At 63.3% G+C, this 16675-nt stretch carries 18 protein-coding genes; 14 read left to right on the top strand and 4 right to left on the bottom strand.

The annotated features are described in order from the left end of the window. Positions 1 to 3 precede the first annotated feature (3 nt). The 4 genes from G3I74_RS03800 to ygfZ form a co-directional block, all read right to left on the bottom strand. Positions 4 to 2811, bottom strand: a complete 2808-nt coding sequence (locus G3I74_RS03800) for a 2-oxoglutarate dehydrogenase E1 component (RefSeq protein WP_164210231.1) — start codon at positions 2809 to 2811, stop codon at positions 4 to 6. A gap of 102 nt (positions 2812 to 2913) precedes the next feature. Then, positions 2914 to 4293 (bottom strand): adenylosuccinate lyase, encoded by a 1380-nt coding sequence (purB, locus tag G3I74_RS03795; protein WP_164210230.1) that lies wholly within the window; start codon positions 4291 to 4293, stop codon positions 2914 to 2916. 23 nt (positions 4294 to 4316) lie between these two features. Next, complete coding sequence (locus G3I74_RS03790; RefSeq protein ID WP_164210229.1) at positions 4317 to 5093, bottom strand: PhnD/SsuA/transferrin family substrate-binding protein; 777 nt, start codon at positions 5091 to 5093, stop codon at positions 4317 to 4319. A 109-nt stretch (positions 5094 to 5202) separates the two neighbouring features. Continuing rightward, entirely contained in the window at positions 5203 to 6000 is a 798-nt protein-coding gene (ygfZ, locus tag G3I74_RS03785; RefSeq protein ID WP_164210228.1) for a CAF17-like 4Fe-4S cluster assembly/insertion protein YgfZ, read from the bottom strand. A gap of 42 nt (positions 6001 to 6042) precedes the next feature. Here ygfZ and G3I74_RS03780 point away from each other — a divergent pair, with 42 nt between their 5' ends. The 14 genes from G3I74_RS03780 (at position 6043) to hisS (ending at position 16655) form a co-directional block, all read left to right on the top strand. Further along, entirely contained in the window at positions 6043 to 6210 is a 168-nt protein-coding gene (locus G3I74_RS03780) for a DUF1674 domain-containing protein (protein WP_164210227.1), read from the top strand. Between the two features lie 39 nt (positions 6211 to 6249). Continuing rightward, entirely contained in the window at positions 6250 to 6627 is a 378-nt protein-coding gene (gene sdhC, locus G3I74_RS03775; RefSeq protein ID WP_164210226.1) for a succinate dehydrogenase, cytochrome b556 subunit, read from the top strand. Beyond that, on the top strand, positions 6624 to 7004 hold the full coding sequence (gene sdhD / locus G3I74_RS03770) for a succinate dehydrogenase, hydrophobic membrane anchor protein (RefSeq protein ID WP_164210225.1): 381 nt from the start codon (positions 6624 to 6626) through the stop codon (positions 7002 to 7004). The genes sdhC and sdhD overlap by 4 nt, the downstream gene beginning before the upstream one ends. Position 7005: 1 nt before the next feature. Next, positions 7006 to 8796: a succinate dehydrogenase flavoprotein subunit gene (gene sdhA, locus G3I74_RS03765; protein WP_164210224.1), complete on the top strand. Its 1791-nt coding sequence runs from the start codon at positions 7006 to 7008 to the stop codon at positions 8794 to 8796. Positions 8797 to 8850: 54 nt separating this feature from the next. Beyond that, positions 8851 to 9636, top strand: coding sequence for a succinate dehydrogenase iron-sulfur subunit (locus G3I74_RS03760; RefSeq protein ID WP_164210223.1), 786 nt, complete (start codon positions 8851 to 8853; stop codon positions 9634 to 9636). Positions 9637 to 9643: 7 nt separating this feature from the next. Next, a complete protein-coding gene (locus tag G3I74_RS03755; RefSeq protein WP_203594493.1) occupies positions 9644 to 9901 on the top strand; it encodes a succinate dehydrogenase assembly factor 2 in 258 nt (85 codons plus the stop codon). 25 nt (positions 9902 to 9926) lie between these two features. Further along, the gene (locus G3I74_RS03750; RefSeq protein WP_164210222.1) at positions 9927 to 10283 is read left to right on the top strand and encodes a hypothetical protein; all 357 of its coding nucleotides are present in this window, start codon (positions 9927 to 9929) and stop codon (positions 10281 to 10283) included. A gap of 69 nt (positions 10284 to 10352) precedes the next feature. Further along, positions 10353 to 11462 carry a PilT/PilU family type 4a pilus ATPase gene (locus G3I74_RS03745; protein ID WP_164210221.1) on the top strand — a complete coding sequence of 370 codons (1110 nt, stop codon included), beginning with the start codon at positions 10353 to 10355 and terminating at the stop codon, positions 11460 to 11462. A gap of 18 nt (positions 11463 to 11480) precedes the next feature. Continuing rightward, positions 11481 to 11852, top strand: coding sequence for a PilZ domain-containing protein (locus G3I74_RS03740; protein WP_164210220.1), 372 nt, complete (start codon positions 11481 to 11483; stop codon positions 11850 to 11852). 136 nt (positions 11853 to 11988) lie between these two features. Next, positions 11989 to 12408, top strand: coding sequence for a nucleoside-diphosphate kinase (gene ndk / locus G3I74_RS03735; protein ID WP_164210219.1), 420 nt, complete (start codon positions 11989 to 11991; stop codon positions 12406 to 12408). Between the two features lie 22 nt (positions 12409 to 12430). Then, positions 12431 to 13549 (top strand): dual-specificity RNA methyltransferase RlmN, encoded by a 1119-nt coding sequence (rlmN, locus tag G3I74_RS03730; protein ID WP_164210218.1) that lies wholly within the window; start codon positions 12431 to 12433, stop codon positions 13547 to 13549. Continuing rightward, the gene (pilW, locus tag G3I74_RS03725) at positions 13546 to 14337 is read left to right on the top strand and encodes a type IV pilus biogenesis/stability protein PilW (protein ID WP_164210217.1); all 792 of its coding nucleotides are present in this window, start codon (positions 13546 to 13548) and stop codon (positions 14335 to 14337) included. Before rlmN ends, pilW begins: the two co-directional genes overlap by 4 nt. Further along, positions 14330 to 15295 (top strand): helix-turn-helix domain-containing protein, encoded by a 966-nt coding sequence (locus tag G3I74_RS03720; protein ID WP_164210216.1) that lies wholly within the window; start codon positions 14330 to 14332, stop codon positions 15293 to 15295. Before pilW ends, G3I74_RS03720 begins: the two co-directional genes overlap by 8 nt. An 82-nt stretch (positions 15296 to 15377) precedes the next feature. Next, on the top strand, positions 15378 to 16655 hold the full coding sequence (gene hisS, locus G3I74_RS03715; RefSeq protein WP_164210215.1) for a histidine--tRNA ligase: 1278 nt from the start codon (positions 15378 to 15380) through the stop codon (positions 16653 to 16655). Positions 16656 to 16675: the final 20 nt, after the last annotated feature.

Genomic DNA, 16675 nt, shown 5'->3' with positions numbered 1-16675 from the left:
CCTTCACTCCATTCCCTTGCCGTGAGTCAGGGCATCGCTCACGAGTCGTTTTTGCTGTTCCTGATGGATCTGGTAATAGCCCACGGCGGGTGATGCCGAGGCGTTTCTGCCGACGTATTTCAAATTCTGATCCGGCCGGATGCAGGCCTGGATGTGGTGCCGGATCTGGAACCAGGCCCCCTGATTCAGGGGCTCTTCCTGGCACCATACAATCTCGTCGGCCTGGCTGTAGTGCTCGATGATGGCCTGCAACTCTTCCCGGGGGAAGGGGTAGAGCTGCTCGACCCGAACCAGCGCCACGTCGTCCTTGTTCTGGCTGTCGCGCGCTTCGGCCAGGTCGAAATAAACCTTGCCGGCACAGAAGACGACCCGCTTGACCGTTTCCGGAGAGGGCTTGTTCGGATCATCGATGACGACCCGGAAAGCGCCGTGTTCGATTTCGTCCAGGCCGGAAGTGGAGGCCTTGTGTCGCAGCAGCGACTTAGGCGTCATCACGATCAGTGGCCGGCGGAAGGGCCGCAGCATCTGGCGTCTGAGCATGTGGAACATCTGGCTCGGCAGCGAGGGCACGCAGACCTGGATGTTGTTGCCCGAAGCCAGCTGCATGAACCGCTCAAGTCGAGCTGACGAGTGCTCCGGACCCTGGCCCTCGTAGCCGTGCGGCAGAAACATCACCAGCCCGCACAGCCTTCCCCACTTCGTTTCGCCGGAGGTGATGAACTGGTCAATGACCACCTGGGCGCCATTGACGAAATCACCGAACTGGGCCTCCCAAATCACCAGCGAACCCGGGTCGGCGGTGGCATAGCCGTACTCGAAGCCGAGCACGGCCTCTTCGGACAGCAGGGAATCGATGATGGTGACCTTGCGCTCGTTGTCGGTCAGCTCGCTGAGCGGGATGAACGGGCGCCCGTCGACCTGGTTGTGGAGCACCGCGTGTCGGTGGAAGAAGGTGCCGCGTCCCGAATCCTGTCCCACCAGGCGCAGACCGTGGCCGTCGCGAATCAGGCTGGCGTAGGCCAGGGTTTCGGCGCAACCCCAGTCCAGCGGCATTTCGCCGGCGATCATCTTGCGGCGCGAGTCGATGATGCGTTCGACCTGGCGGTGGAGCTTGAAGTCCTCGGGCACCGTGGTGATGGTTTCGCCCAGCGACTGGATGTCCGGGGCGGTCAGGCCGGTCTCGGCCGGGTCGCGCCAGTCGCTGTCGAGGTACGGCTCCCAGTCGACCGTGACCAGGGCGTCTTCCTCGGCCACCAGTTCCACGACCGGCTCTCCGGAGTCGAGCTTGTCGCGGTAGCGTTCGCCGGCCTGGCCGATCTCATCCGGGTCCACCAGCCCCTCTTCGATGAGGCGGTCGGCGTATTGCTTGCGCACCGGATCGAGCTTGCGAATGATCTGGTACATGCGCGGCTGCGTGGCGGCCGGTTCGTCGGCCTCGTTGTGGCCGAGCCGCCGATAACAGATCAGGTCGATGACGACGTCTTTTTTGAATTCGCGCCGGAAATCGGCGGCCAGCCGGGTCACGAACAAGACCGCTTCGGGATCATCGCCATTGACGTGGAAAATCGGGGCCTGGACCATCTTGGCCACTTCCGTGCAGTACAGCGTCGAGCGCGCGTCGATGGGGTTGGAGGTGGTGAAGCCGATCTGGTTGTTGATCACGATATGGAACGTGCCCCCGACGGCGAATCCGCGCGCCTGGGACATGTTCAAAAGCTCCATGACCACGCCCTGTCCGGCAATCGCGGCGTCCCCGTGCACCAGGACCGGCATGACCTGCTCGCGTGACTCGTCGCCCAGGCGGGTCTGGCGAGCCCGGGCCGATCCGGCCACGACCGGGTTGACGATCTCCAGGTGCGAGGGGTTGAAGGCCAGCGCCAGGTGCATGACCCCGCCCGGCGTGCGCACGTCCGAGCTGAAACCCATGTGGTACTTGACGTCGCCAGAGCGATTGGGGTCGTCCTTGGCCATGGCGCCTTCGAACTCCGCAAACAGCTCGCGCGGACTCTTGCCCAGGATATTGACCAGCACGTTCAGTCGGCCGCGATGGGCCATGCCGATGACCATTTCCTGGACGCCCTGGCTGCCGGTGTGGCGGATCAGGGTATCGAGCAGCGGGATCAGGCTTTCTCCGCCCTCCAGCGAGAAGCGTTTCTGGCCGACGTACTTCGAATGCAGGTATTTTTCCATGCCCTCGGCGGCCGACAGCTTGTCGAACAGCCGCAGGCGCTCTTCCTGCGAGGGCGTGAAATCACCCCGTGCCCCCTCCAGTCGCTGCTGCAGCCAGCGGCGCTGGCGGGTGTCGGTGATGTGCATGTACTCGGTGCCGATGCTGCCGCAATAGGTGCGGCGGCAAATGTCGACGATATCGCCCAGCGGGAGATGATCCGGCCCTGCCAGGGTGCCGGTGTGGAACGAGGTCGTCAGGTCCGCCTCGCCCAGGCCGTAAAAATCGATTTCCAGATCGGGTACCTGGGGGCGCTCGCTGAGCTTCAGCGGGTCGAGCCGGGCGCGTTGGTGACCGCGCACGCGAAAGGCGTTGATCAGCCGCAGTACGCCGGCCTGCTTGAAGTCTTCGGCACCGCCCCCTGGCGCCTGCACGCCGTTGGCGCCGATCTGGCGGAAATGCTCGAGCATCGCCAGATGACGGGAATCTTCTCCGGTTTCGTTCAGGCTGGAAAACAGGCTTTGCCACTGGCTCGGCACGGCGTCCGGGCTGTCCAGCCAGGTCTCGTAGAGCTCCTCGACGTAGGCGGCGTTGCCGCCGGACAGGTGCGATGCCCGGTACTGCTGCTGAAGCTGCTTGCTCATGGGGTAAAGCCTGCGAAATCGGGGATTCGACGCCAATGGGAGATTATAACCGCGCGGACCTGCACACGCTCGAGCGTGTGTCCGGATTCGATGAAACCGTGCTCAGACAAAACGGGGCAGGGCCAGTGCCATCTCGCGGGCGTTGCCGGTATAGTCGGCCGGCGCGAGCGCGAGCAGACGACGGCGTTCGTCTTCGGGCAGGTCGAGCTGCTCGATGAATGCCTGCAGGGACGCCCGGTCGATGCCGCGTCCCCGCGTGAGTGCCTTGAGTTGTTCGTAGGGTTCCGGCAGGCCATGCAGGCGCATCACGGTCTGAACCGCCTCGGCGAGCACCTCCCAGGATTGATCGAGGTCCGCCGCCAGCCGGGCCTCGTCAGGGGCGATCCGCTCCAGACCCCGCAGGATCGATCCCCAGGCCAGCTGGCAGTAGCCGAAAGCGCTCCCGATGCTGCGCTGGACCGTGGAATCGGTCAGGTCCCGCTGCCAGCGCGAGACCGGAAGCTTGCCGGCCAGGTGCTCGAGCAAGGCGTTGGCGAGGCCGAGATTGCCTTCGCCGTTTTCGAAGTCGATCGGGTTGACCTTGTGCGGCATGGTCGACGATCCGACTTCGCCATCGACCAGCCGCTGGCGAAAGTATCCCAGCGAAATGTAACCCCACGCGTCGCGGGCAAAGTCCAGCAGCACGGTGTTGATGCGGATCAGCGCGTGAGCGATTTCGGCGGTCATGTCGTGCGGCTCGATCTGGGTGGTGTAGGGATTCCAGACCAGTCCCAGTTCTTCGACCACCGACCGGGCCAGCTCGGACCAGTCCAGGTCCGGGCAAGCCACGAGGTGAGCATTGAAATTTCCGACCGCCCCGTTGATCTTGCCGCTGATCTCTACCTGTGCGAGCTGCCGGCGCTGCCGCCTAAGCCGAAACACGGTATTGGCGATCTCCTTGCCCAGCGTGGTGGGCGAGGCGGTCTGGCCATGCGTGCGCGACAGCATCGCCAGACCGGCATGGTCGGCGGCCAAGGCTTCCAGGCGGCGGTCGATTCGGCCGAGCAGGGGGTCGAGCGCCTCGAATATCGCGGCCTGGATGATCAGCGCCCAGGCCAGGTTGTTGATGTCTTCGGAGGTGCAGGCGAAGTGGATGAATTCGCGGTGTGGGGCCAGCGACGGCCGCTCGCTCAGGCGCTGCTTGAGCCAGTATTCAACCGCCTTGACGTCGTGGTTGGTCGCAGCCTCGATGCGCTTGACCTCGGCGGCGTCTTTGAGCGAAAAGTCCTTGACCAAATCTGCGAGGAATTGCCGGTCGTCGGCGCTGAGCGGCGGCAGGGCCGGAAAATCCGGGTGGGCGGCCAGGGCTTCGAACCAGGCGACCTCGACCTGGACTCGACGGCTGATCAGCCCGCTCTCCGAGCACAGCTTGCCGAGGGACTGGAGGCGGTCAGCGTAGCGACCGTCGAGCGGAGAGAGTGCGGATAGCGCAGGTGAGCTCATGACAGGCGGGATGATACCGTCTCTTAAAAGTTGCCGTAGATCTGTTCCAGCCACTGCTCCAGACCGACGTATTCGTCGGCGGAAGCGGGCACGAAGCGATCGATATCCAGTTCATGCAGAACTCCGAAATGGTCCGGGTCCTGATGCAGATTGAGCAGGGCGTCGCGGACGGTATCGCCGACGGCGGCCTCAAGTGAAGGCGCGGCCGCAACGCTCATGTGAGGAAACTCGGTGGAGGTGGCGACCTGCCTGAGGTTGACGTAGCGCGAAACCAGATCGTGGGGGACGATGGCGGCGTCGGCTTCCATGGCAAAAACGCTCTCCACCGCGTCGAGCCATGAGGTGGCGCTGGACTGGATCAGCGGCTGCTGCATCGGGTTGGGGTACCAACTTGCGAGCACCAGATGCCCCAGACTGGGCGCCGGAAGGCTGGAGACGCGCAGGCCGACGAAGTTTTCCAGTTCAAGCTCGTCGCCCGGTAGCGCGGTCAGTAGCGAAAACGTGGCCGGCGAGCTGGCCTTGGCCAGTGGTCGATAGCCATCGCGCTCGATGCGTAGCGCGACCAGGTGGGCGTCTTCCAGCACCAGGTCCGGTTGTTCTCCCCGCCGGATGTCAAGCCAGTGACGGTGAAAGTCTCGGGCGGTTGCCAGTTCGAAGCGGTATTCGGTCGTTTCGTTGAGGTAGGCCAGCAGTGGCTGGAAAACCAGCTCGGCCTGTTCCGGAGGGAAGGTCGGGTGCACCTTCAGTCGGTACGTCTGGGCCTGCAGCGGTGCTGCGAAAAGACCGATCAAAAGCGTCACTGCCAGCATGCATGCGACAGGCCACGGCGAGTGCTTCATCGAAAACGTCCGGCCGGGAGGCTGACTGTGAACAAGAGCCTGAGTACAAATCGTTGTGTCGCCAGATTGGCTAGCATAATTCAGCCGGTTCGCAAAGTCGACCAGCCGTGTCGCCGCAAACAATTGTCGCACCTGGCTGGCATTGAGCTCCGGCAACGGCCAGGCCGATGGTCGCTTCCTGTCCCGTTAAAGTTCCCAGAATGCGCCCCAGACGTTGGCCGTTCTCATCGCTCAGATCCCCGTCCTGAGTCTCGACTCGACCGGCCAGGCGAAACCCGACCAGGCGTTCCTTGGCCTTGCCCAGGTAATGGACCCGCGCAATCACCTCCTGGCCCGGATAGCAGCCTTTGCGGTAGCTCAGGCCGCCGCGCTCTTCCAGACCCAGTGCCTGCGGCAGGAACTGCTCGCTGCGCCCCGGCGCCAGCCAGGCAATGCCGGCACAGAGATCCAGGGCCTGCCACCGGGCAATGGCTTCAGGATTCTCAGGCGCTAGCGCCTGGCCGGTTCTGATGCCCCTGGAAGGATCCGGTCCCAGAACGCGGGTCGGATCTTCCGGCGGCGACAGGCAGCCGGCCACGGGAAGCGGGGCCAGCAGTTCCACCTTGCGCCCGATGGCATACATCGGCAGCCGTGCGGTCAGCGTTTCAAGCTGGTTGGCTGGCGCGATGAGGTCGACTTCGGCGTCGCGGCTGCGCGCCAGCATCACGCTGATGACCTTACCCTTCGGATTGCACCATGCTGAAAGTCCCCATTGCTGGCCCCGGTCCCCGTCGAAGGCGGTGGTGAACTGGGCATGGGCGAAGGCAGACGCATCGTCGCCTTTCAGGGTCAAAGCGGTCAGGTGCGGCAACGGTATCCAGTCAGACATTGGTGATCGATCATGAACGGACTCAAGGTACAATCCTACGCTATGAGTGAGGAAGCAAACAGGGGCGAACAGCTCCCCGAAAAGAACGATTCGTCCGCCCGGCCCCCGAAAGCACCGACCCCGCCCAAGGAAGTCGGCGGCCGCAAAGACGGTCTGGATCCCACTCGCTACGGCGACTGGGAAAAGAATGGACGCTGCATCGACTTCTGAGCGCAGCACTGATCCACTTTTTCGACAGGAACATCTCCTATGGCGACTGACAATCGACCAATCTCCCCGCACTTGCAGGTTTACCGACCCCAGCTGACCTCCGTGCTGTCCATCAGCCACCGCATCTCCGGCGTTTTGCTCAGCATCGGGTTGGTCCTCGTGGTGGCCTGGCTGCTGGCGCTGGCCGCCGGACCCGAGCGATTCGCCGCTCTGTCGGGATTCCTGGCAAGCGTGCCCGTGCTGCTGGTGCTGGTTGCCTGGACGGCGGCGCTGTTCTACCACCTGCTCAACGGTATCCGGCATCTGTTGTGGGACGCAGGCTGGCTGCTCGACCTGCGCGGGGCCTACGCTTCGGGCTGGACCGTGGTCGGCTTGGCGGGTGCGCTGACCGTGATTGCCTGGGGGGTGTGGCTGTGAATCTGAGAAATCCGCTTGCCGAAGCCCACAACCATGGTTCAGCCGGAGACGGTGTCGGTCACTGGTGGGCGCAGCGCTTCAGCGCAATTCTGCTCATTGGCCTGACGGTGTGGCTGGTGCTTGCCCTGTCGGCACTGGTTGGCGCCAGCCATGCCGAAGCCGCCGACTGGCTGGGACGCCCCTTCAATGCGGCCATGGGCATCTTGTTTGTGGTTACCTCGCTGTATCACGCCAAGCTGGGCCTGCAGGTCATCATCGAGGACTACGTTCACCAGCGTGCGGTCGAGGTCACGCTGCAGCTGCTGGTCAAGATTGCCGCCATCGTCGCCGGTTTGCTGGCGGTCCTGGCCATCCTCAAAGTGGCTTTTGGAGCATAAATTGAGCAACGCATACGAGATCACGAAACACGAATACGATGTCCTGGTCATCGGCGCCGGCGGCGCCGGCCTGCGCGCCACCATGGGTCTGGCGGCCACCGGTCTGACCACGGCCTGCATCAGCAAGGTGTTCCCGACCCGCTCGCACACGGTGGCGGCGCAGGGCGGCATGAGCGCGGCCCTGGGCAATATGGGCGAGGATGACTGGCGCTGGCACATGTACGACACCATCAAGGGGTCGGACTGGCTGGGCGATCAGGACGCCATCGAGTACATGTGCCGCGAGGCCATTCCGTCGGTGATCGAGCTGGAGCACTTCGGGGTGCCGTTCTCGCGCACCGAGGAAGGAAAGATTTACCAGCGCCCCTTCGGCGGCATGACCACCCGGTTCGGGGAAGGCACTGCCCAGCGCACCTGCGCGGCGGCTGACCGGACCGGGCACGCGATCCTGCACACGCTCTATCAGCAATCGCTCAAGCACGAAGCACAGTTTTTCATCGAGTATTTCGCCCTGGATCTGTTGATGGACGATGACGGTGCCTGCCGCGGCTGCCTTGCCTGGGACCTGGCGTCCGGCACGCTGCATGAGTTTCGGGCGCACGCGGTCATCCTGGCCACCGGCGGCTACGGTCGCGCTTACTTTTCAGCGACTTCGGCCCACACCTGCACCGGCGACGGCAACGGCATGGTGCTGCGCGCCGGGCTGCCGCTTCAGGATATGGAGTTTGTCCAGTTCCACCCGACCGGGGTCTACGGTGCCGGTTGCCTGATTACCGAGGGCGTCCGGGGCGAGGGCGGCTATCTGACCAATTCCGACGGCGAACGCTTCATGGAGCGCTACGCCCCCAACGCCAAGGACCTGGCCTCGCGCGACGTGGTATCGCGATCGATGACCATCGAGATACGGGAAGGTCGCGGGGTGGGTTCGAAGAACGATCACATTCACCTCAACCTGCAGCATCTGGGCGCGGACGTGATCAATGAGCGTCTCCCGGGCATTGCCGAGACCGCCAGAATCTTTGCCGGCGTGGACGTCACCCGTGATCCGATTCCGGTTCTGCCCACCGTCCACTACAACATGGGCGGGATTCCGACCAACTATCACGGCGAAGTGGTCACGCTTAAAGACGGTGATCCGGACGCCGTGGTGCCGGGGCTTTTCTCGATCGGCGAGGCCGCCTGCGTGTCCGTGCACGGGGCCAACCGGCTGGGCTCGAACTCGCTGCTAGATCTGATCGTCTTCGGCCGGGCCGTGGCAAAACGCTGCGGCGAGACCATCAAGCCGGACCAGTCGGTGCGGCCGGTTGCGCGCGAACGGGTCGATCAGCTTGTGGGCGAATTCGACCGTCTGCGCCATGCCTCGGGCAGCGAATCCACCGCTTCGATCCGCGATCGCATGCAGCAGGTCATGCAGCAGGATGCGGCGGTCTTCCGCACGGGCGAAACGCTGCAGCAGGGCTGTGAGCGCATTACCGATGTCCGCTCGGCATTCGATAACGTCAAGGTCAGCGATCATTCGATGATCTGGAACTCCGACCTGGTCGAGACGCTGGAGCTGCGTAATCTGATCGGCAATGCGGTCACCACCCTGATGTCGGCGGAAAACCGCAAGGAGAGCCGCGGCGCTCACGCTCGCGAGGACCATCCCGACCGCGACGACGATAACTGGATGAAGCACACGCTGACCTGGATGAACGAGGACGGCAAAGTGCAGATCGACTACCGGCCGGTGCACATGTATACCCTCACCGATGATGTCGAGGTGTTCCCGGCCAAGGCGCGGACCTATTAGCTGGCCCCTTAAGGCCAAGTCTGCCTGAAACAAGCTGCCTACGGACGAACGATCATGGCTGAATTCCGACTTCCGAAGAACTCCAGAATCAACCAGGGACGGCACTTTCCGGCACCGGAAGGGGCAAGCAACGTACGCACGTTCCGCGTTTATCGCTGGGATCCCGACAGCGGTGAAAATCCGCGCATCGATTCCTACGATCTGGACCTGGACGAATGCGGGCCGATGGTGCTCGATGCGGTGCTCAAGATCAAAAACGAGATCGATCCGACCCTGACCTTCCGCCGCTCGTGCCGGGAAGGGATCTGCGGCTCCTGCGCCTTCAACATCGACGGCACCAATACCCTGGCCTGCACCAAGGCCATCGACGAGGTCAAGGGGGATGTTCGCATCTACCCGCTGCCGCACATGCCCGTCATCAAGGACCTGGTGCCCGATCTCACCCATTTCTACGCCCAGTACGCCTCGATCAAGCCCTGGCTTCGCACGCAGAGCCCGGCGCCACCGGACAAGGAGCGGCTGCAGTCGCGCGAGGACCGGGAAAAAGTCGACGGCTTGTACGAGTGCATCCTGTGCGCCTGCTGCTCGACCTCGTGTCCCAGCTACTGGTGGAACGGCGAGCGCTACCTCGGTCCGGCCGTGCTGCTGCAGGCTTATCGCTGGCTGGTGGATTCCCGGGACGAAGCCACCGGAGAGCGTCTCGATGATCTCGAGGATCCCTTCCGGCTGTACCGCTGCCATACGATCATGAACTGCGCCAAGACCTGTCCCAAGGGTCTCAACCCGGCCAAGGCGATCGCCGAGATCAAGAAGATGATGCTGGCCCGGCGCAGCCTCTGACCGATCGGTGACTGACGCTGCCGTTCCGCGGGATCTGAAGTGGCGCTGCCGCCGGGGCATGCGCGAACTCGATACCCTGTTGACCCGATGGCTGGACCAGCATTGGGCAAGCGCCGGCGAAGATCTGCAGGGGTCTTTCCGGGAACTGCTCGATGCCGAAGATGATCAGCTGTGGAACTGGCTGCTGGGCCGCAGCCGGCCTGAATCCCGCTCCTTGTGCATGATCGTCGATGACATACGGGGAACGGCGGTCAGCAGGGACTGAAATTTCGCTGCGGCCGGCGCGCGCCATGGCCGCGTGCAGCGTGATGCTGACCTTTCTGGCCGCCTGTTCGCTGGTGTTCGCGGACCTCGATTGGGGCACAGTCTTTATCCTGGGGGTCGTTGCGATGGTGCTCGGTGGGCGCGCGACGGTGCGGCTGCTCAGGCCGGCGCTGACGCTCAACCCGGACATGGACGGTCTTTCGTATCGGCGCGGTGGCCGCTGGTCGCGCCGCGTTCGGTATTCTTTTGTCAGCCCCTGGTTCATCGGCTGGCGCGGGGACGGACTGGCCGCGTTTGGCGTGTTCCGCGGCCAGCTCTCAAAAGATGAATTCCGCCGCCTCGCCAGATGCCTGCGCCAGAGCGGATCATCGCTGCCGGAGTGATACACTGAAGCGATTCGTTGCGACCGCAGGCGGTTGCAGCCGTTCTTCGTCTCGTCAGGAAACTTGCTTGTGACGCTAGAAAAATTCCTCCAGGCCATGGTCAAACACGGTGGCTCGGATCTCTTTTTCAGTGCTGGCTCCCCGGTCGGCATCAATATCGAGGGCAAGACCCGGTTTCTCGGGGAACAGCGCCTGACGACCGCCGATACCCGGCAGTTGGCCTACTCGGTCATGAACGACAAGCAAAGCACCGAGTTCGAGCGCGATATGGAGATGAACCTGGCCCTGGCCCTGGAAGGGGTGGGGCGCTTTCGCGTCAACATCTTCCGCCAGCGCGGATCGGTCGCCATGGTTATTCGCCACATCAAGGGCGAGATTCCCTCGATCGAGGAGCTGAATCTGCCGATCAAGCTGCAGGATCTGATCATGCTGCCGCGCGGGCTGGTGCTGGTGGTCGGGTCAACCGGGTCGGGCAAGTCGACGACACTGGCCTCGATGATCGATCATCGCAATTCGCATCGATCCGGCCACGTTCTGACGATCGAAGACCCGATCGAATTTCTCCACCCGCACAAGCGCTCCATCGTCGATCAGCGCGAAGTCGGGCTGGATACGAAAAGCTACGAGGTGGCGCTGAAGAACGCGATGCGCGAAGCCCCCGACGTGATCCTGATTGGCGAGATTCGCGATCAGCAAACGATGCAGCATGCTGTCGCCTATGCCGAGACCGGTCATCTCTGCCTGTCGACGCTGCACGCCAACAACGCCAACCAGACCCTGGACCGGATCATCAACTTCTTTCCCGAATCGGCCCACCGGCAGCTATTCGTGGATCTGTCGCTGCACCTGCAGGCCATTGTCAGCCAGCGTCTGATTCCCACGGTGGACGGCAAACGGGTGCCCGCCGTCGAGCTGCTGCTGCGTACGCCCTATATCGCCGATCTTATCCTCAAGGGTGAAGTTCACGGCATCAAGGACGCGATGAAGGAAGGCTCCCAGCACGGCATGCAGACCTTTGACCAGTCGCTGTTTCGACTGTTCGAGCAAGGCAAGATCACCGAGCAGGAGGCGCTGCAGAACGCCGACTCGCGCAACGACCTGGGGCTCAACATCCGACTTTCCCGCGAACAGGGCGCCCACGATACGCCCGATTCCTGGGAAATCAATCCCACGGCCTGAAGGGATCAGGAGCTCAGCATGAGCGAAGACCGAAGACAGTTCCAGCGCGTGACCTACGAATGCCCGGCGATGTTGAGCTGGGGTGGTCACGAGCCCCTTGCAGTCGAGGTGGAGAACCTCTCGCTCAAGGGCGTGCTGCTGCGCGGGTTGCCGGAAGGGCAGGGGCCCCGGCCGGGCCAGTCGGCGCAGCTGGAGGTCAGCCTGGCGCCGGATGTGGCCATGAGCATGGCGCTGGAGGTTGCGTTTTCTTCGGAGAATCGGGTGGGCGCCCGCTGGGTGGAAATCGATGTCGAAGGCATGACCCATCTGCGGCGTTTGCTGGCGCTTAATCTCGGGGACGCCGAACAGGTGGATACCGAGCTGGCCCATATGCTGCATCCCCGGACCTGAGCACTGCTCCGCCCGGACGAGGCGGACGGCGACTTCTCTGTCCATCGCGCGGCACGCTCCGTCGTTGAACCGTGCGGGGCTGCGGTACAATGCCTGGTTTTGCCAACCCCGCGATCCGATTTGCTAAGGAGAAGTCATGGAACGTACGCTTTCCATTATTAAACCCGACGCCGTGGCCAAGAACGTCATAGGCGAAATCTATTCCCGTTTCGAGCATGCAGGGCTGAAAATCGTTGCCGCGCGGATGAAGCACCTGAGCCGCGAAGAGGCGGAAGGCTTCTACAGCGTGCACCGCGAGCGCCCATTTTTCGCTGACCTGGTCGAGTTCATGACCTCGGGTCCGGTCATGATCCAGGTGCTTGAGGGTCAGGACGCGATCACGCGCAACCGGGAACTGATGGGAGCGACCGATCCCCGCCAGGCGGCACCGGGAACGATCCGCGCGGAATTTGCTTCCAGTATTGACGCCAACGCCGTGCACGGATCGGATGCGCCGGAGACGGCGAAGCAGGAGATCGCCTTCTTTTTCGGCGCTGATGAGATATACTCTCGGTGATTTTCAGGGGTTTTCTGCGCAGATGCCGACCTCGGCGGATTTGAAAACCAATCTCATCGGGCTGGACCGGCCGTCTTTGGAACGGTTTTTCGCCGACTTTGGCGAAAAACCCTTTCGCGCCCGCCAGCTGCTGCAGTGGATTCACCAGCGCGGCGTGACCGATTTTGCGCTGATGACCGATCTGTCGCGCGCCCTGCGCGATCGTCTTTCTGCCGTCGCCGAGATCTGCCCGCCGCGCGCCATTCGGGAACAGGTCTCGAGTGACGGGACCGTCAAGTGGCTGCTCAGCGAAAGCGGCGGCAGCGCCGTCGAGACGGTGTTCATTCCCGAAGCCGATCGCGGGACCTTGTGCATTTCTTCCCAGGTCGGTTGCATGCTCAACTGCACGTTCTGTTCAACCGCGACCCAGGGGTTCAAGCGTAACCTGTCGGCAGCCGAAATCATTGGCCAGGTGTGGTTTGCGGTCAATGCCCTGGCTGATCCCCGCCTCGGCGAGCGCAGGGTAACCAACGTGGTTTTCATGGGGATGGGCGAGCCGCTGCTCAATCTGGGCGCGGTTCGACCGGCGCTTTCGCTGCTGCGCGATGATCTGGCCTATGGCCTGGCGTCGCGGCGAGTGACGATTTCCACCGCCGGGGTGGTGCCCGGCATCGACGATCTGGCCCAGGGCGATGAGTTCGCCCTGGCCGTATCGCTGCATGCGCCCGACGATGAGCTTCGTACCCGCCTGGTGCCGCTGAATCGGAAATATCCCCTGGCCGAGCTGATGGCGGCCTGTCAGCGTTTTGTGCGGGTCCACCACCGGCGTTCGATCACTTTCGAGTACACCATGATGGCGGGCGTTAACGACAGCCGTCGCGAGGCTCGGGGCCTGGTTCGCCTCCTCAACGGTTTGCCTTGCAAGCTCAATCTGATCCCGTTCAACCCGTTCCCCGGCACGCCCTTCTTGCCGTCTTCACCTGACGCGATTTACGAGTTCCAGAAAGTGACCCGCGCGGCCGGCATCGTCACCACCGTCCGCAAGACGCGCGGTGACGATATTGACGCTGCCTGCGGCCAGCTGGTCGGAAAGCTGCTGGCGCCCAGCGAGCGCCGTCGCCTGGTTCAGGAACAGCTGGCCCGGCAGGCGTTACCGGCATGAAATGTCGCCTTCTCAGATTGCCGCTGCTGGTGGGCTTGCTGGGGCTTGTCGTCAGCTGCGCGACGACGCCGTCTTCGTCGACGAATGTGCGCGACGGCATGGATCGGGTCAGTCCGGTTCGTGCGGCCGAGGTCAATACCCGGCTGGGCATTGGTTATCTCGAGCGTGACGAGCTGCAGCTGGCCATAGAAAAGCTGCAAACGGCGCTGGAGCACGACGATGCGCACACGCCGGCCTACCTGACCCTGGCCCTGATCTACGAGCAGCTTGGCGATACCCGCCAGGCTGGACGGTACTATCGCGAAGCCTCGCGGCTTGCGCCGATCGATGGTTCCACCCAGAACGCCTACGCGGTGCACCTGTGTCGCCGGGGCGAATTCCGGGAAGCCAATCGCCACTTCCAGCGGGCGATGGAGGATCCTTTCTACGCAACGCCGGAACTGGCGTACGGCAATGCCGGGGCCTGTGCCCGCCGGGCGGGCCAGCTTGAGCAGGCCGAGACCTATCTGCGCCAGGCCCTTGAGATCGATCCGAACTACGCCGACGCCCTGTTTCAGCTTGCCGCGCTGCAGCTGGAGCGCGGTGAAGCTTTCCGCGCCCGCGCATTTCTCCAGCGCTTCGAGAGCGTGGCCGCGGCCGATGCGGCGACCTTGATGCTCGGCTATCGAATTGAAGAAACACTGAACAATCCTGGCCAGGCTGAACAATACGCCGCGCGCCTGGAGCAGCAATTTCCCGACTCCGCGGAAGTTCGGGAACTGCGCGGCCTGAGGCAGGAAAATGACTGATAACGATATTTCAACCAGCACTGATTCTTCAGAGCCGGATCAGCTTCGGCTGGCCGTGGGTCGCGCCGAAGAAGAGATCGGCATCCAGATTCGCCAGCAACGGCTCAAGCGTCGCGTCAGACTGGAGGCGGCGGCGCGGGACCTGAAGCTTTCCGTTGTCACACTGGAGCGCATCGAGCAAGGTGAACTGGATCAGCTGGCACCCATTTACCGACGCGGCTACGTCCGCAACTACGCCCAGTACCTGGGCCTGGACCCCGAACCTCTGCTGGCCCTGATCGAAGGGGTTGAGCCCGCCGCCCTGCAACCGGTGATGCCCGGGCGCAAGCGTCCACCAAAGTTCGATCGAATTCTTAAGTTTTCTACCTACCTTATTGTTACTACTCTAATTATTCCACCTCTTGTCTTGATTTATATCCAGGGCGGGTCACGTTTTATCGAGCGGGAACCGGTCATTTCGGAGCAGGTTGCCGCCGAATCTACTGGAACGTCCGAGCAGCGCATCGCCGATCGCGTTGCCCGGGCGCTATCGCTGGACGACGCCCCGGATCAGGGGGAGACCGATCAGACGAATGAAAGTGCGACGGTGGCCGCTTCGGCACTGCCTCTGGCGTCGATTCGCCCGCTGCGGGATCCGGCAGCGGCGCTGACCAAGCCCGATGCCGCAGCCGCCTCGGTCGAATCCGAGCCAGAGCCGGCCGGTTCGGTGCTGGTCATCGAGGTGCTCGAAGACAGCTGGCTGGAAGTGTACGCGGGTGACGGGCAGCGCCTGGAGTACGATCTGCTGCGCAGCGGCGATCGCCGTCGTTTCGAAGCTGATCCGCCGTTTCGACTGCTGCTGGGGCGCGCCAGTGCCATCGCCCTGGAGCTCGACGGCAAGCCGGTCGAGTTCGACGGCCAGGATCGCGCCGATGTCGCCAGTTTTGACCTGCTGGCCGACGGCGGAATTCGCCGCTAAGCGGGCCACTGACAATTTCAATCCAACCCGTCGCCCCATTTGCACGGGGGCGCGTCGGCAGATCTGACTCTTTCGGGAAGCAATGAACAACATTCAGTCCATTCGCGGCATGCATGACATCCTGCCGGCCGCCACTCCGACCTGGCGCTGGCTGGAGCAGCAGCTGGCCGAGCTGTTCGACGCCTATGATTTCCGCGAAATCCGGATACCGCTGGTGGAGAAGGCCGAACTCTTCACCCGCGCCATCGGCCAGGCCACCGATGTGGTCGAAAAGGAAATGTATGCCTTCCCCGACCGGAACGGGGACACCCTAAGCCTGCGACCGGAAGGTACGGCCGGCGTTGTTCGCGCGGCCATACAGCATGGTCTGCTGGCGAGCCCGGGGCTGAAAGTCTGGTATCGCGGACCGATGTTTCGCCACGAGCGACCCCAGCGGGGACGGCAGCGCCAGTTCCATCAATTCGGCGCGGAAGTGTTCGGCTTGTCGGGGCCGGATATCGACGTCGAGCTGATCGCGCTGGGCGAACGCATCTGGAAGCGTCTCGGCCTGGAACGCGGCATCCGCCTGGAAATCAACACCCTGGGTGATCGCGAAGATCGCCAGCGCTACCGGGCCAAACTGATCGACTATCTCAGTCCCCGTGTCGACGAACTCGATGGTGACAGCCAGCGCCGTCTCCACACCAACCCGCTGCGAATCTTCGACAGCAAGCATCCGCAGACCCGGGCCATCATGACCGAGGCTCCGGGGCTGGCCGACAGCCTGGGGGCCGAAGCACGAGCTCACTTCAAGGAGGTCTGCAAAATGCTCGAGGGGCTGGGGATCGCGTACCGCATCAACCCCGGTCTGGTGCGCGGCCTGGATTACTACTGCCGCACGGTTTTCGAGTGGATCACAGACGACCTTGGTGCGCAGGGCACCGTCTGTGCCGGCGGGCGCTACGACGATCTGGTCGCGGTGCAGGGCGGCAAGCCCGCGCCAGGCATCGGGTTCGCGCTGGGCGTGGAGCGCCTGGTTGAACTGCTGGCGCATCAGGGCAGGGAACGCAGCCAGGCACCCCAGGTCTATCTTGTGTGCCAGGCGCCGTCGATCGAAGGATTACGCCTGGCCGAAGAACTTCGGGATCAATTGCCGGGCCTTCGTCTGGCTTGTAACCTGGGCGGCGGCAGCTTCAAGGCCCAGTTCAAGCGCGCCGACCGCAGCGGCGCACAGTATGCGCTGGTACTGGGAGAAAGCGAAGTCGCGGCCGGTCTCTGCCAGATCAAGGATCTGCGTGGTGATGCCCCGCAGGAGACGCTGGCTCGCCAGGTGCTGGCTGAACGCATCCGGCAACTGCTGCCCGGCCTGAGTGCCGACTGAATTATCATGTCCGGCCTGAT

It is taken from the genome of Wenzhouxiangella limi (genome assembly GCF_010499265.1).
Lineage (GTDB): Bacteria > Pseudomonadota > Gammaproteobacteria > Xanthomonadales > Wenzhouxiangellaceae > Wenzhouxiangella > Wenzhouxiangella limi.
This window is presented reverse-complemented; position numbering and strand designations above follow the sequence as displayed.